We start from the raw sequence: 14,760 nt of genomic DNA, 5'->3' as shown, positions 1-14,760 counted from the left end.
CCATGGTTAACGTGCAGGAACAGGTCACCCGGCAGCACGGGGAGGACGGGCGGCAGGCGACCGGCGGCGGTACCGTGCCCGCCGTCTCCGCCGGACCGGCGCTGCCCGCCGAGCCTGCCGGACCCGCCACCATGTACCGGCGCCGGTCCGGTCGTGCCCTGGCCGGGGTCGCCAGCGGGCTCGCCGACCACCTCGGCGTGCGGGTGCTCTGGGTGCGGGCGGCTTTCGCCCTGCTGGCCGGGCTGGGCGGCGCCGGCCTGCTCGCCTACGGCCTGCTCTGGGTGTTCGTCGCACAGACGCCGCACGAGCGGGACACCAAGGACACCGCGGGGCCGGGGAACAAGTCGCGGGAGCGGCAGCAGGCGTTCGGGCTGCTCGCCCTCGGCGTCGGGCTGGCCGTGGCCAGCGGCGCGATCGCGGGCGTGTTCAGCGGCTGGGCGGCCATCCCGGTAGCCGTGGTGATCGTCGGCGCCGCCGTGGTCTGGCGGGAGGCCGACGAGTCGCAGCGTCGCCGCTGGCGGGACGGCGCCAAGTCCGGGGTGACCGATGTCGTGGTCGGGGGCGGCGGCTGGTCGGCCGCGATCCGGGTGTGCGCGGGCGTGGCACTGGTGGTGACCGGCATCGGGGTGGTGGTGCTGCGCACCGGCAGCCTGGACCAGATCCAGTTCGCCCTGATCGCCGTGCTGGCGACCCTGGTCGGTGTCGCGGTGCTCACCGTACCGTTCTGGCTACGGCTGGTCGGCGACCTCGGCGAGGAGCGCAGGGCCAGGATCCGCACCGAGGAACGCGCGGAGATCGCCGCCCACCTGCACGACTCGGTGCTGCAGACGCTGGCGCTGATCCAGAAGCAGTCGGACTCGCCGCGGGAGGTGGCCAGGCTGGCCCGCGGTCAGGAACGGGAGCTGCGCGGCTGGCTGTACGGCCCCTCCGGCTACGGCCGGCCGTCCGACCGGGGCGGCTCCGGCACCCAGGACACGCACGACGGCCAGTTCTCCGCCGCACTGGCCCAGGCCTGCGGCGAGGTGGAGGACACCTTCGCCGTGTCGGTGCAGCAGGTCGTGGTCGGCGAGGCCGACCTGGATGTGGCGCTGGGTGCGCTGGTACAGGCCGCCAGGGAGGCCATCGTGAACGCGGCCAAGCACGCCGGGGTGGACGAGGTCAGCGTGTACGCCGAGGTGGAGCCCGGCTCGGTGACCGTGTTCGTGCGCGACCGCGGCAAGGGTTTCGACCCGGATCTCGTCCCCGCGGACCGGCATGGTCTCGCGGACTCGATCCGGGGCAGGATGGAGCGCAACGGTGGAAGCTGCCGGTTGCGCACCGCGCAGGGGGAGGGCACCGAGGTGCAGCTGGAGATGCCGCTGAAGGCGGGCAAGTCCTCCGCCGCGGCATCGGCGGCGTCGAGCTAGCCGAGACGGGTGAGGAGTGTCGTGACGGAGAACGAGAGCACGGAGCAGGTGCACACCGGGGGCCCGGTGAAGGTCTTCCTGGTGGACGACCACGCGCTGTTCCGCGCCGGGGTCCGCGCCGAGCTGGAGTCGATCACCGACGAGGTGGAGGTGGTCGGTGAGGCCGGGTCGGTCGCCGAGGCGGTGGCCGGGATCGCCAGGGCGCGGCCGCAGGTGGTGCTGCTCGATGTGCACATGCCGGACGGTGGCGGGGCCGAGGTGCTCCGCAGGGCGCGTCCCGACCTGCCGGACGTGGTGTTCCTCGCGCTGTCGGTCTCCGACGCGGCGGAGGACGTGATCGCGGTGATCCGCGCGGGGGCCCGCGGCTACGTCACCAAGACGATCTCCTCCAAGGAACTGGTGCGCGCGGTGGTCCGGGTCTCCGAGGGCGACGCGGTGTTCTCCCCGCGGCTGGCGGGGTTCGTGCTGGACGCCTTCGCCGACCGCCCGGGCTCGGCGCCGATCAGCGATCCCGAGCTGGACCTGCTCACCCCGCGCGAGCGGGACGTGCTGCGCCTGCTGGCCCGCGGGTACGCCTACAAGGAGATCGCCTCCGAGCTGTTCATCTCGGTGAAGACCGTGGAGACACACGTATCCAGCGTGTTGCGCAAGACCCAGCTCTCCAACCGCTACGAGCTCTCCCGCTGGGCCTCCGACCGCAGGCTGGTCTAGCGGATTGCCAGGGCGCCGAACGGGGTAGCCCTGCCTCCGGTAGCCGGGACCGGAGGGGAGACACATCATGGCGACCACGGGCACGAGCTGTGTCATCGGGCTGCTCGCCGACCCGGGGCTGCCGACCGAGCTGGCCCACCGGCTGTCCGAGGAACTGCCCGCCGCGCTGGCCGAACGGATCGGCGACCGGGTGTGCTGGGAGGTTCGGGTGGTCTCCGAACCGCTCATCCTGGACGAGAACAACCGCATCCCGATCGTCGAGCACGCCAGGGAGAAACGTTCCACCGAGGGCTGGGACCTGATGATCTGCCTCACCGACCTGCCGCGCCGGCTGCGGGAGCGACCGGTGATCGCGGACCTCAGCACCCGGCACCGGGTCGCGCTGGCCGCGTTGCCCGCGATCGGCTGGCTGCGGCTGCGCGCGCATACCCTGCGGACGCTCGCGGTGCTGGTGGAGGAACTGTCCGAGTACGGTCGCCCCGCCGGGGCCGCGCAGCGCGGCCTGCGCAGGCCGCTGGAACGGATGTCGGCGGTACGCAGGGTGGAGTCCCCGGACGAGCAGCTGGACGCCGCGCTGACCCTGGTCGGGCTGCGCGGCCGGCTGCGGCTGCTGTTCGGGCTGGTGCGGGACAACCGGCCGTGGCGCCTGGTGCCCAGCCTGTCCGGCGCCATCGCGGCCGCGGGGGCCACCGCGGCCTTCGGCGTGTTCTTCCCGACGATCTGGTCGATGGCCGACGCGCTCAGCGCGGGACGACTCGCGGTGATCAGCGTCTTCGCGGTGACGGCGATGGTCGTCTGGATGATCGTGCACAACGGCCTGTGGGAGCGCCCGCGACACCTCGACTCCCGGCGGGAGGCCGTGCTGTACAACCTCGCCTCGATCCTCACCCTGGTGATCGGGGTGAGCTGCATGTACGTCGTGCTGTTCGCGCTGACCTTGCTGGCCGCCGTCACCGTCATCTCGAGCGACTACCTGGCGACCAGGCTGGGGCATCCGGCCGGGTTGACCGACTACCTTGGCCTGGTGTGGCTGGCCAGTTCCATGGGCACCGTCGCAGGCGCGCTCGGCTCCAGCTTCGAGTCGGAGGACGCGGTGTTGCAGGCCACCTACAGCCGGCGCGAGCGGCAGCGCAGGGAACGCGCCAAGGAGGCACGGGAGGCCGAGGAGTCCGGAGAGTCAGGGGAGGGTTCCTGACTCCTGCCGAAGCTCCGCGCCGCGGTCCGGCTCCGCCCGCCCACCGGCCCGGTTCCGGCGTACCCGGGTGAGCGCGACCCCGAGCAGGACCACCACCATGCCGGCCACCACCCGGGGGTTCAGGTGCTCGTTCAGCAGCAGCGTGCCGAGCAGGATGGACACCACCGGCATCAGGTAGCCGACCGTCGCCGCGGCCACCGCGCCCTCGGTGGCCAGCAGCCGGTAGTTCACCGCGAACGCGATCCCGGTGGAGAACACCCCCAGTACCACCACCGCGAGCACCGCGCCGGGATCCAGCCGGATCGGGCTCAGCCCGGCGAAGGGCGTCGCCAGCAGCAGGAACCCGCTCGCGGCCAGCATCTGCGATCCGGCCAGCGCGACCGGGGAGGCCCCCGAGCCGGTGAGGAACCGCTGCTCGTAGACGAACACGAAGCCGTAACTCATCGCGCCCGCGAGGATCGCCACCGAGCCCCAGCTCAGCAGGTCACTGGACCGCCACGGGGCGAAGATCAGCGCCGTGCCGGCCAGGCCGACCACGAGGCCGGCGACCCTGGCCGCGTTCAGCCCGCGGTCGACGCGCCACAACAAGGCGACCACCAGCGCCCACAACGGTGTCGTCGCGTTCAGCACCCCGGTGGTGCCGGAGTCCACGGTCTGCTCGCCGATCGCGAACAGCAGGAAGGGCACCGCGTTGTGGAACAGTGCCGCCACCCCCAGGTGTAACCACACCCGACCGCCCCGGGGTAACCGGGCCCGGTAGCCGTAGCACAGCACCAGCAGCACGGCCGCGCCGAGCACGAGCCGGATCAGTACCAGCTGAACCGGGGAGAAGGCGTTCAGCCCGAGCTTGATCCAGAAGAAGCTCGATCCCCACATCAGCGCGAGCACGCCCATCCGCAGCAGCGTCTTGCCTTCACCCACCCCAACCCCCCGGTTCTCCCCGTGACCCGCCGGACTGCCGCCTACGACACTGGCGAGTGCGAGACGTAAGGACAAGCGACATTTCGTGCAGAGTGATTTCAGCAGAACTGTAAGATGAGGGGATGCTGGACGTGCGGCGGATGCTGGTGTTGCGGGCGGTGGTCACCAGCGGCTCGATCACGGCCGCCGCGCGCAATCTCGGATACACCCCCTCCGCGGTCAGCCAGCAACTGTCCACCCTGGAGCGAGAGGCCGGCACGGTCCTGCTGGAACGCGTCGGCCGGGGTGTTCGGCCCACCGCGGCGGGTACGCTGCTGTCCGAACACGCCGAGCTGGTCAGCGCGCAGTTGGGCAGGGCGGAGTCGGCGCTCGCCGAGTTGAAGGCCGGCCGTACCGGCAGGCTGGCGATCCGGTACTTCGCCACCGCGGGCGCGGCGCTGGTGCCACCCGCCGTCGCCGCGGTCCGCCGCGAGTACCCGGGGATCCGACTCGACCTGCGGTTGTTCGAACCGGACGACCCGCTGCCGATGGTCGCCACCGGGAAGGCCGATGTGGCGATCGTGGTGTCCGCGGGTGGCAACCGGCGTAACCGGAACCTGGAGTTCGTGCATCTGCTGGACGATCCGTACCGTGCGGTGCTGCCGAAGGGGCACCGGCTGGCCGGCAAGCGGGTGCTGGACCTGGCCGACCTCGCCGAAGAGTCCTGGATCGGCAACGAGTGGCCGACGCCCGGACCGTGCCGGGAGATCCTGCTGGAAGCCTGCGGGGCGGCCGGGTTCACGCCGAACTTCGGAGTCGAGGCGGAGGACTACCAGACCTCGCAGGGGTTCGTGGCGGCCGGACTCGGCGTGACCGCGATCCCGGCACTCGCGCTCGGTTCCCCGCATCCCGGGGTGGTGCTGAGCCGGCTGCGCAACCCGCAGCCGGTGCGGCCGATCCACGCCGTGCTCGCCACGCACGCGCGGGAGCAGCCGGCCGTCACCACCCTGCTGGATGCGATGAGCCCGGGTTCCTAGGCTGTGTTTACGAAGGCGCGCGGTCGACGAACCCGTATGCGGGCCGTGGCTCTCGAACACCCCGCACCTCGAGCAAGCAGGCGGCCCGCAGCCGCGTTCGCGAGGCCTTCGGCCCCGAGCGCGCCCCCGCGTCACCGTGTGCAGGCACCGTCCTAGCTGTACCCGGCCCTAGACCAGCACGAGCTCGGCGAACAGCACCCCGATCGCCACGGCGAGCACGATGGCGATCGCGGCGATGATCCAGTTCCGGGAGTTCGGGCGAGTCCGGGTCGGCGCGGGCGCCGGTTGACCCGGACGAACCGGGGGCGGCGGTGGCTGCGGTGCCGGTGCGGCCGCTGGCGCCCGCGCGGCGGGTTGCGCCTGCCGCGGGGCGCGCATCACCGGCACGGTCGGCATCGGCGGTGCGGTCGGTGGCACGAACGCGGTCTGCTGGCCCTGGGTGATCGCGCCCAGTGCCTTGACCGTGTCGTTCATCGTCGGTCGCAGGTCCGGCTCGGTGCGCAACAGCTTGAGCAGCGCGCCGGTGAGCGGTCCAGTCCGGTGCGGTGCGGCCTGCTCGCCCTTGCCGTCCGCGCCGAACGGTGGGGTTCCCTCGACCGCGGCGAACAGGGTCGCGCCGAGGGAGAACGCGTCGGCGGCCGCGGTGGCCGGCTCACCTCTGGCCACCTCCGGCGCGCGGTAGGCAGGGTCGGGGGCGGCGTCCGAGATGCCGATGTCGGTGATCTTGACCCCGCCGTCGTCGGCGAGCAGCACGTTGCTCGGTTCCAGCACCCGGTGCGGCACCCCGACCGCGTGCGCGGCGGCCAGTGCCGAGCCGAGCTGAATGCCCAGCGCCGCGGCCTGTTCCGGGGCCAGCGTGCCGTGCTCGGCGAGGAAGTCCGCCATGTTCCTGGACGGGACGTACTCCATGATCAGCCAGACGTCGTCGCCCTCGCGCAGCGCGTCGTGCACGGTGATGGCGCAGGCATGCACGACCCGGATGGCGTCCTTGCCCTCCTGCAGGACGACCTGCCTTGCCTGCTCCGTGGCCGTGGGATCGAGGTCGGGCCGCACGAACAGTCGCTTCGCCGCGACGGTCCGGTGCAATCGCGTGTCGAAGGCGAGCCACACGATCCCCGCGCGGCCCCGACCGATCGGCTGATCCAGGCGGTACCGTCCACTGACGAGCGTGCCTTCCGGCGTCACAAGGCCCTCATCTCCGCTGGCAGTCAAGAACTTCCTTTCAGCCTAACGGGTTTACGGAGTTCGGCTGAGCCGAGCGCCGCCGAGGGTCAGCCTGCTTCCTCCGTCGTTGTCGGGTCGGGCTCGTCGGACGACGTGGTCGTCGTTTCGCTCGCGGTCGTCGTGGTGGTCGTAGTTGGTTCCGGCGGTTCTGTCGGCTCCGGCGGGTCGTCCGGCGGTGGCGGCGGGTTGTTCCGCGTCCGCCGCGGCGGACGGTTCTCGCCGGTCGGTTCCGGTTCCTCGGTCGCCTCGGTGGTGGTGGGCTCCGCCGATGTGGTCGTGGTCACCGGCGCGGAACTGGTGGTGTCCGCGGGCGGCTGCACCGGGTTCTGATCCGCCTCGTCATTACCCTTCGGCCCGCTGAACAGCCACACGCCGAGCGCGACCAGCCCGGCGACCACGATCGCGCCGATCGCGGCGGGTAGTTTCCAGTTGCCCCGCTCCTCTTCCTCGGGGTCCTCGGGCGGTACCGCACGGGCGTCGTAGTCACCCTCGTAGTCCCGGTACTCGTCCTCGTACGGGTCCTCGTAGGCGTCCTCATAGCGGGCGTAGTCCTCGTAGGCACCGGCCGGGACCGCACGGGTGGCGTCCGGGCCCTGCGCCCCGTAGGAGTCGTAGTCCTGCTCGGGGAAGCCACTCGCGGGCGCGTAGCCCTCGTCCGGCAGGTCGTCGTAGAAGTCCTGCCCGGCGTCGCCGAGCGTGCCGGAGTGGGCGGAGGGCAGGTCGTCCTCGGCCGCCATCGCCCCGGCGGCGCCCGCGCCGAGCGCCGCGGCGCCGAGGGCCGGGGCGATGGCGGTCGCGCCCGCGGCACCGGCGGGACCACCGAGCGGGGTTTCCCCGCGGGCCACGGCGGCGAGCAGCTCCTCGCACTCCTCCGCGGTCGGCCGGTGCTCGATCTCCGGGTGCAGCAGTACGGCGAGCACGCTGGCCAGCGGCCCGGACTGGCGCGGCGGGTTGATCTGCCCGGCCGCGACGGCGTGCAGCAGGCCGAGGGTGTTCTCGCTGAGCCCGAACGGCGGCTGGCCCTCGGTGGCCGCGTACAGCGTGGAGCCGAGGGAGAACACGTCCGACTCCGGCCCGGGGTCGCCGCCGATGGCGACCTCCGGTGCCAGGTAGGCGGGGGTGCCGGCGATCATGCCGGTCTTGGTCACGGTGACGTCGTCCTTGGCCCGGGAGATGCCGAAGTCGGTGATCTTCACGGTGCCGTTGCCGGCGAGCAGGATGTTGCCCGGCTTGATGTCCCGGTGCACGATCCCGTAGGAGTGCGCCTCGGTCAGCGCGGCCGCCACCTGCGCGCCGATGCTGGCGACCTCGACCGGCGGCAGGGTCTGCTCCTGCAGTACGGCGGCCAGGCTGGTGGAGGCCAGGTACTCCATGATCAGGCAGGGTTGGCCGTGGTCGTCGGTGACCACGTCGAACACGGTGATCGCGTTCGGGTGGTGCAGGCGGGCGGCGATCCGTCCTTCCCGCATCGTGCGCTGCCGCGCGTCCTCGGCCTCGTCCTCGTCCAGCCCCGGCTGCAGCAACAGTTGCTTGATCGCGACCGTTCGGTGCAGGACCTCGTCCTGGGCCTGCCAGACGGCGCCCATCGCGCCGGTACCGAGTCGCTGGACGATGCGGTATCGGCCGGCGACCAGGTGACCCTCGTCGCTCACGCGGCCTCCTTCTGGGGCTCCGTCATTGTCTTCAGGGCACGGGCGGAGCGTAGGACAGCGAAGGCCACGCGCCGTATTTGCTGGAGCGTATGCACATGTTCGCCACCTGTGTGCCGGTTTGCCGAGACTGACCTGTGCAAGGCTAGGTGTTCACTCTGTGCACATGCACGCGGCACGCTTCGCCGGTGCCGCGCAGGGTACCGGCACCGCGTGACCGGCCGGCGCGTGGCCGTTCAGGCGTGCTGGGCGGACAGCAGGGTCGCCTGGCTGATCAACGGGGTGGCACCGGTGGTGAACTCCAGCAGCTGGATGATCCGCAGCCGCTGGCCGCCCGGTTGCGGCACGGTGATCACCGCCCGTACCGAGCCGTCGGCCAAGGTACGCAGGCTCTCCACGGTGAGTGATCCCATCGAGTTCCATGCCCGTACGAGCGTGTCCGGCTGGTCGCCGGTCAGGAGCGGGTCGAGCAGGGCGAGCGCGTCCACGGGGTTCTCGCGTACCCGCTGGTAGAACTCCTCGACCAGGGCGACCCGGTCCGCGCGCGGGCTGGCCTGCGCGGTCGTGGTGGCCTCCGGCTGCGCGGTCGGCTGCGCTTCGGTGGCGCCCGTGTCCGTGCTGCTGGCGGGGTCGCTGCGCTGGGTTGCCCGCGCGGTGGTCGTCGCGGTGCTGGTTTCCGGTCCCGGCCCGCCGCCGGAGCCGCCGACGCTCCCGGTCCGCCCGCTCTCGGGCATCGCGAACCCGCCGAGCGCGGCGGGCCCGGTGATCTCCAGCCGATCCGGCCGCGGGGTCTCGCGGTCGTCGGCGAGCAGCGAGGCGGTCACCACCGACCCGGAGAGCAACGCACCGGCCAGCACCAACGCGGTCAGCTTGGAACGCCGGGCCAGCGTGCTCTCCGGCCGCACCGGTGGCTGCTCGCTCGGCCGTTCCCCCGCGCTCGACCTGGCCGGGACGTGCCGCAGGTACTGCCGCGGTTCGCGGAGGGCCTGGCGGAGATGGTCGCGGTCGACCATCTCGTCATCGAGAAGCTCCGCGCACAGTACGTCGTCGACGCGGACGGGGTAGGTCTGCCGTCCGGTGCGTATCCCGTCTCGCACGACCGGTTCGCCTCGTTTTCGGGGTCGTCTGGCTGGTTGCCTCGAGGACAAAGCTGTGAACCTCTGGCGATCAGCGAACCTGGTCGCGACGGGCGCGACCAGTCTCTATCGGTGGAGTGCTGTCGGAGTACGACGAGCGGCAACGCATGTCACCCGACTAGCGCAACCTTTCGCCACTCGCCGCACTGCACGTGCAACAGGTTGTGTTCTCTGCACTTGCAACAGCAGGTGAACGTGTTATCGCGCTATGCGTTCGAGCCGTTACTGGGCGTCCTTCTCGATCTTGTTGCTCTCGTCGAAGACCAGCGTTCGCTGCTGACCGGTCTTGCTCCCGTCGTGGTGGGTGACGGTGACCGTGTTGATCGTGTAGCCCTGGTTCGGGTCGATGTAGACCTGCTTGACCTCGAAGTACGCGATGTCCGCGTACCGGCGTTGCAGGCCGTTCGGGCCCTCGGTGGCGAGCGGGCCGGTGGTGAGCCGGTGCGCCCGCGCGGCGTCCTCGGTGACCAGGTTGAGGTAGTCCTCGGAGCGCTTGCCCATGGTCTCCGGGTCGAAGAACATCACCACGTGCCGTGGTTCGGCCGTGCTCTTCGGTGCCCTGGTGACCGGCGGTTTGATCGGGGCATGCGTGCTGGTGGGCGCGGGGGTGGTGGTCCGCGTGGTCGAGGCGGCGGTGCTGTGCTCGGGGAAGCTGGCGCCCGATCCGGCGCCGGCGAGTCCGCTGCGCGACTTGCCGAGGGAGCCGGAGCCCTCGGCGGTACCGGTCGGCGTCCCACCGGTGCTGGTGACCCGGTCGACCGGCGCCTCCCCGCTGACCGATGGCTGCCCGCCCGAGGAGTTCGGCCACCCGTCGATGGCCTGCGAATGGGGTTCGGTGGGCTGGCTCACCAGCAGTGATCCGGCGAACAGCAGCGCGACGACCACGCCTCCGGAGGAGGCCGTGGCGAACCAGGCGGCCTTGCGCCAGCTCCGGGGCGGGGTGACCGATGCGGGCACCGAACCGAGGTCGAACTTGCTGAGACCGTCCGGGGGCGGCGCGATGTACAGCCGGCTCTCCTCATCCGTGGCCGGTTCCGCCTCCGGCCGCGGGGTGAGGGTGACCCGCTTGCGGCGCACCGTGGGTTCCTCGTTCTCGGTGCCGGCACTGCCCGCGGGGTGCGGCTCGTGACCGGCGCCGTTCGGCGGTACCGGGGGCGCCGGGGATATCGGTGCCGGGCCGGTCGGCACCGTCGGCTGCTCCGGCACGACGATCGGGAGCTCGCCGCGGGTGGTGGGGTAACCGACCCGGCAGCCGGGCTCGGCACCGGTGCGACGGGCGCCCGTCGGCAGCGAGCCGCTGACCGAGTCCTCCAGCGGGTCCTCGGCGGCCCGGTGCCTGCTCGCCCCGTGCTGGGCGGGCACGGCGGGTGTCCAGGTACCCGTGCGTTCCCTCCGATGCCTGCCCGCGTGCGCGGTGGGTTGTGCGCGATGCTCGGTGGATTCGGCCCCGCCATTCATATTGGGTGGACCCCTCCCCTCGCGCCTGCTGATGGCATTCCGGGCGTCGTTCCGCCGAATGGACCAACGGAACAGCTGGTGCACTGAGCATATGCACGCCACGCTGCACTTGCACGGCAACTTGCCGACCGCATCATGCACCCGTGGTCCCTCACCCGCATCAGGGTAGGAGCCTTCGTCCGGATTGGTGGCACGGGAGGCCCGGTTTCACTCCGACGGGCGCAGCCAAACGGGTAAGCGGCGGGAACGCCGCGGGCCGTGCTCCCTCAGCCGCCGCTGCGGTACCGCGCCTGCGTGGACTGCAACGCCTTGGTGGTGACCGCGCCGCTACCCAGCGCGAGCAGGATCGCGAGCACGTCCAGGGCCGGGCCGCCCATGGTCAGCAGCCAGGCGAGCAGCGAGGCGGCGGCGGTGCCGCCGGCGAGCGCCCACCTGGTCCGCACGTACTGCGCGATGGGCGACCCACCGGCGCGCTTGTTCGCCGCGCTGTAGAGCATGCCCAGGTAACCGGCATGTCCGAGCGCGGCGAGCACGCTCGCGATGGCGACGATCACGGCGATCAGGTTGACGATCGTGTTCATACCCCCAGTGTGCCCCCGATCGCCGTGCCGCGACTCCGGGAACCCCCTGAGTTTTCCGACGGTTCAGGAACGGGTGCTCAGCGACCGAGCCGGCCGCGGCCGAGGTTGAGCAGCGCCATCGCGAGCTGGCGGCCCTCCGGCCCGAGTTCGCGGTAGCGGGCGAGCACGTCCATCTCCCGGTTGTAGACGATCCGGGTGCCGCCCGCGGCCATTCGGGCCGCGCCGATCGTCCTCGACACCTCCACCCTGCGTTTGACCAGCCGCAGGATGTCGGCGTCCAGTTGATCGATCTCCGTGCGCAGTGCATCGACCTCCGCGGGGGGCGGTACCTCGGTCGATCCGTCCGCATTCTCGGTTCGAGTATTCATCTCCGACCTCCGGTTGGTCCGGACCCCCACTGGCCCCGAGTTCACCGAAATCCCCGGGTCCGTGAGACTCCGGGGCTTGGTGATGGCGACTGTGCGCTACGCGATCACGGGAGCCGGAGTCCGGATCCCGTAGAAAAATCGGAACGCGTGGTGGCGCATGCCCCGAGTATGGCACAGGTCCGGTCAACTCCCACTTCCCTACTCGTGCCAACCTTCGAACCCCGTCGGTGCCCCCGGGTAGCGTGGACCCTTGATGAGCACCCTCTTCGATCTCCCCGCCGACAACCCGACCGAGACCCGGCACGCCGAGCCGCTCGGGGACCTGAACCCTGCCCAGCGGGCCGCGGTCGAGCACACCGGCACACCGCTGCTGGTGGTCGCGGGCGCGGGGTCCGGTAAGACCCGGGTGCTGACCAGGCGGATCGCCTACCTGCTCGCCGAACGTGGGGTGCATCCCGGGCAGGTCATGGCCATCACCTTCACCAACAAGGCCGCGGCCGAGATGCGTGAGCGGGTCAGCGAGCTGGTCGGCCGCAGGGCGAATGCCATGTGGGTATCCACGTTTCACTCGATGTGCGTACGGCTGCTGCGCCGCGAGGCCAAGACGCTCGAGATGTCCTCGAACTTCTCCATCTACGACGCCGACGACGCGCGGCGGCTCATCACCCTGGTCGCCAGGGACCTCGACCTGGACGCGAAGCGCTACCCGGCGCGCACGCTGGCCGTGCACATCTCCAACCTGAAGAACGAGCTGCTGGACGCCGCCGCGGCGGCCGCCGCGGCCGCGAACGACCTGGAGCGGCGCGTCGCCGAGGTCTATGCCGAGTACCAGCGCAGGCTCACCGCGGCCAACGCCTTCGACTTCGACGACCTGATCATGCGCACGGTGGAGCTGCTGCAGGCCTTCCCCGACGTCGCCGAGCACTATCGCAGGCGGTTCACCCACATATTGGTCGACGAGTACCAGGACACCAACCACGCGCAGTACACCCTGGTACGGGAGCTCGCGGGCACCGAGCCGACGGAGTCCGGGGTCGAGCCGGCCGAGTTGTGCGTCGTCGGCGACGCGGACCAGTCGATCTACGCCTTCCGCGGCGCCACGATCCGCAACATCGAGGAGTTCGAGCGCGACTTCCAGCGCGCGCGCACCATCATGCTCGAGCAGAACTACCGCTCGACGCAGACCATCCTGTCCGCGGCCAACGCGGTGATCGCGCGCAACCCGAACCGGCGGGACAAGCGGTTGTGGACCGAGGCGGGGGACGGCACGAAGATCGTCGGCTACGTCGCGGACAACGACCACGACGAGGCGGCCTTCGTCGCGAACGAGATCGACGCGCTCGCCGACGCGGGTGAGGCGAACTACTCCGACGTCGCCGTCTTCTACCGGACCAACAACCAGTCGCGGGTGTTCGAGGAGATCTTCATCCGGCTCGGCCTGCCGTACCGGGTGATCGGCGGGGTGCGCTTCTACGAGCGCCGCGAGGTGCGCGACTCCCTTGCCTACCTGCGGGTACTGGCCAATCCCGAGGACACGGTCAGCCTGCGGCGGATCCTGAACGTGCCGAAGCGGGGCATCGGCGACCGGGCCGAGGCCGTGGTGGCCACGCACGCCGAGCGGGAGCGCATCTCCTTCGCCGCCGCGCTGCGGGACGCGGTCGCAGGCAGGTTGCCGCTGCTCAACTCCCGCTCACAGAAGTGCATCGCGGCGTTCGTCGAACTGATCGACGGGCTGGCCGAACTGGTCGCGGAGGGCGCCGAGGTGGCCGAAGTGCTGGAGGCGGTGCTCGACCGCACCGGCTACCGGACGGAGTTGGAGGAGTCGGACGACCCGCAGGACGCCTCCCGGCTGGAGAACCTGACCGAACTGGTCACGGTCGCCAGGGAGTTCACCGAGAGCGCGCCGCCGCCCGAGGACGCGGACGGCGACACCACCGACGCCGTCGCGGACGAGGCCGACGCCGCGCCCGGGGTACCCGCACCCGGGTCGCTGCCCGCGTTCCTGGAGCGGGTGTCGCTGGTCGCCGACGCCGACTCCATCCCGGCGGCCGACGGCGCCGACGACGAGGACGGCGAGGACGGCGCGGACGACGAGGACGCCGGCGTGGTCACCCTGATGACGGTGCACACCGCCAAGGGACTGGAGTACCCGGTGGTGTTCGGCACCGGCTGGGAGGACGGGATCTTCCCGCACCTGCGTGCCCTCGGCGACCCGAAGGAACTGGCCGAGGAGCGCAGGCTGGCCTATGTGGCGATCACCAGGGCACGGCAGCGCCTCTACCTGTCCCGGGCACTGGTTCGCTCCGCATGGGGCCAGCCGATGAACAACCCGGCCTCGCGGTTCCTCGACGAGATCCCGGCCGAGCTCGTGGAATGGCGGCGGGAGGAACCGGTCGCCGGCGGCTCCTCCGGTTCGCCCCGCGCCGCGACCACCTGGGGTCGCCGCTCCGGGTTCGGTGCCGACTCCGCCCAGGCCGGGGTCGCCGCGGGGGGTATGCGCACCACCTCGTTCACGGGGTGGAAGGACACCGTGGCGATGAAGCTGGATGTCGGAGACCGGGTCAGCCACGACAAGTACGGGCTGGGCACGGTGGTCGCCACGGACGGCACCGGCCCGCGCGCCACCGCGACCATCGACTTCGGTGCCTCCGGGAAGGTGCGCCTGATGCTGATCGGCAGCGTCCCCATGGTCAAGCTGTGACGACCGCGGCCGCCCTCCGGTAGCGGCCACCACCCCGCCACGGCGGCCAACCACGGAAACTGTCGGACCCCCGCACTAGGCTTCGAACAGAAGTTCGACATGGGATGGCGATCGCCATCGCCGGAACTGGAGGCCGCAGTGTGGACGAATCGTGGTTTCGGCTCGTCTCCGACGGAGTCTGGCGCTACCTCGACGAGGTCGTGGCGCACGCGAAAGGGGAACGCGGAACACTGGCGCGCGAGGCCGGCAGGACGGCCGCGGCCTGGCGGACGTTGTTACGCCTGCACGGCGGGGCGGGTCACTGCCGGAGATGCCGGCGGCGCGGGCTCTGCCTGGTGTGGCAGGTGGCCATCGGGTACTTCATCCGGCGGCTACCCGGTCAGTAACGCGCACC

General features: G+C 71.4%; 13 protein-coding genes. 6 read left to right on the top strand and 7 right to left on the bottom strand.

From position 1 onward, the window contains the following. Nucleotides 1-2: 2 nt before the first annotated feature. The 3 genes from FB471_RS14095 (at nucleotide 3) to FB471_RS14085 (ending at nucleotide 3,312) form a co-directional block, all read left to right on the top strand. On the top strand, nucleotides 3-1,406 hold the full coding sequence (locus tag FB471_RS14095) for an ATP-binding protein (protein ID WP_141998547.1): 1,404 nt from the start codon (nucleotides 3-5) through the stop codon (nucleotides 1,404-1,406). A 21-nt stretch (nucleotides 1,407-1,427) separates the two neighbouring features. Beyond that, a complete protein-coding gene (locus FB471_RS14090) occupies nucleotides 1,428-2,117 on the top strand; it encodes a response regulator (protein WP_281287395.1) in 690 nt (229 codons plus the stop codon). 67 nt (nucleotides 2,118-2,184) lie between these two features. After that, complete coding sequence (locus FB471_RS14085; protein WP_141998545.1) at nucleotides 2,185-3,312, top strand: DUF2267 domain-containing protein; 1,128 nt, start codon at nucleotides 2,185-2,187, stop codon at nucleotides 3,310-3,312. Here the strand turns inward: FB471_RS14085 and FB471_RS14080 are convergent. Beyond that, nucleotides 3,295-4,233: a DMT family transporter gene (locus FB471_RS14080; RefSeq protein ID WP_141998543.1), complete on the bottom strand. Its 939-nt coding sequence runs from the start codon at nucleotides 4,231-4,233 to the stop codon at nucleotides 3,295-3,297. The two genes, FB471_RS14085 and FB471_RS14080, sit on opposite strands and share 18 nt — an antisense overlap. Nucleotides 4,234-4,355: 122 nt before the next feature. Between FB471_RS14080 and FB471_RS14075 the strand changes: the two genes are divergently transcribed. After that, entirely contained in the window at nucleotides 4,356-5,249 is an 894-nt protein-coding gene (locus tag FB471_RS14075; protein ID WP_141998541.1) for a LysR family transcriptional regulator, read from the top strand. A 168-nt stretch (nucleotides 5,250-5,417) separates the two neighbouring features. On the opposite strand, the gene FB471_RS14070 is transcribed toward FB471_RS14075, so the two are convergent. From FB471_RS14070 to FB471_RS14045, 6 genes are all read right to left on the bottom strand, one after another. Then, nucleotides 5,418-6,434: a serine/threonine-protein kinase gene (locus FB471_RS14070; protein ID WP_142001919.1), complete on the bottom strand. Its 1,017-nt coding sequence runs from the start codon at nucleotides 6,432-6,434 to the stop codon at nucleotides 5,418-5,420. Nucleotides 6,435-6,520: 86 nt separating this feature from the next. Then, nucleotides 6,521-8,125 carry a serine/threonine-protein kinase gene (locus FB471_RS14065; RefSeq protein WP_141998539.1) on the bottom strand — a complete coding sequence of 535 codons (1,605 nt, stop codon included), beginning with the start codon at nucleotides 8,123-8,125 and terminating at the stop codon, nucleotides 6,521-6,523. A 233-nt stretch (nucleotides 8,126-8,358) separates the two neighbouring features. Beyond that, the gene (locus FB471_RS14060; protein WP_141998537.1) at nucleotides 8,359-9,219 is read right to left on the bottom strand and encodes a hypothetical protein; all 861 of its coding nucleotides are present in this window, start codon (nucleotides 9,217-9,219) and stop codon (nucleotides 8,359-8,361) included. A gap of 261 nt (nucleotides 9,220-9,480) precedes the next feature. Next, nucleotides 9,481-10,716, bottom strand: a complete 1,236-nt coding sequence (locus FB471_RS14055; RefSeq protein ID WP_141998535.1) for a hypothetical protein — start codon at nucleotides 10,714-10,716, stop codon at nucleotides 9,481-9,483. 266 nt (nucleotides 10,717-10,982) lie between these two features. Continuing rightward, nucleotides 10,983-11,297, bottom strand: a complete 315-nt coding sequence (locus FB471_RS14050; RefSeq protein ID WP_211358030.1) for a hypothetical protein — start codon at nucleotides 11,295-11,297, stop codon at nucleotides 10,983-10,985. Between the two features lie 77 nt (nucleotides 11,298-11,374). Next, nucleotides 11,375-11,665 (bottom strand): chorismate mutase, encoded by a 291-nt coding sequence (locus FB471_RS14045; protein WP_141998533.1) that lies wholly within the window; start codon nucleotides 11,663-11,665, stop codon nucleotides 11,375-11,377. 253 nt (nucleotides 11,666-11,918) lie between these two features. Here FB471_RS14045 and pcrA point away from each other — a divergent pair, with 253 nt between their 5' ends. Beyond that, nucleotides 11,919-14,366 (top strand): DNA helicase PcrA, encoded by a 2,448-nt coding sequence (pcrA, locus tag FB471_RS14040; RefSeq protein ID WP_141998531.1) that lies wholly within the window; start codon nucleotides 11,919-11,921, stop codon nucleotides 14,364-14,366. Nucleotides 14,367-14,506: 140 nt separating this feature from the next. Beyond that, on the top strand, nucleotides 14,507-14,752 hold the full coding sequence (locus FB471_RS14035; RefSeq protein WP_141998529.1) for a hypothetical protein: 246 nt from the start codon (nucleotides 14,507-14,509) through the stop codon (nucleotides 14,750-14,752). Nucleotides 14,753-14,760 lie beyond the last annotated feature (8 nt).

It is taken from the genome of Amycolatopsis cihanbeyliensis (assembly GCF_006715045.1).
Classification (GTDB): Bacteria; Actinomycetota; Actinomycetes; order Mycobacteriales; family Pseudonocardiaceae; genus Amycolatopsis; species Amycolatopsis cihanbeyliensis.
This window is presented reverse-complemented; position numbering and strand designations above follow the sequence as displayed.

Bases quoted from the DNA above. Each gene is read 5' to 3' on its own strand.
- FB471_RS14095 (WP_141998547.1), top strand. From the start codon at position 3: ATGGTTAACGTGCAGGAACAGGTCACCCGGCAGCACGGGGAGGACGGG.
- FB471_RS14085 (WP_141998545.1), top strand. From the start codon at position 2,185: ATGGCGACCACGGGCACGAGCTGTGTCATCGGGCTGCTCGCCGACCCG.
- FB471_RS14075 (WP_141998541.1), top strand. From the start codon at position 4,356: ATGCTGGACGTGCGGCGGATGCTGGTGTTGCGGGCGGTGGTCACCAGC.
- FB471_RS14055 (WP_141998535.1), bottom strand. From the start codon at position 10,716: ATGAATGGCGGGGCCGAATCCACCGAGCATCGCGCACAACCCACCGCG.
- FB471_RS14050 (WP_211358030.1), bottom strand. From the start codon at position 11,297: ATGAACACGATCGTCAACCTGATCGCCGTGATCGTCGCCATCGCGAGC.
- FB471_RS14045 (WP_141998533.1), bottom strand. From the start codon at position 11,665: ATGAATACTCGAACCGAGAATGCGGACGGATCGACCGAGGTACCGCCC.
- pcrA (WP_141998531.1), top strand. From the start codon at position 11,919: ATGAGCACCCTCTTCGATCTCCCCGCCGACAACCCGACCGAGACCCGG.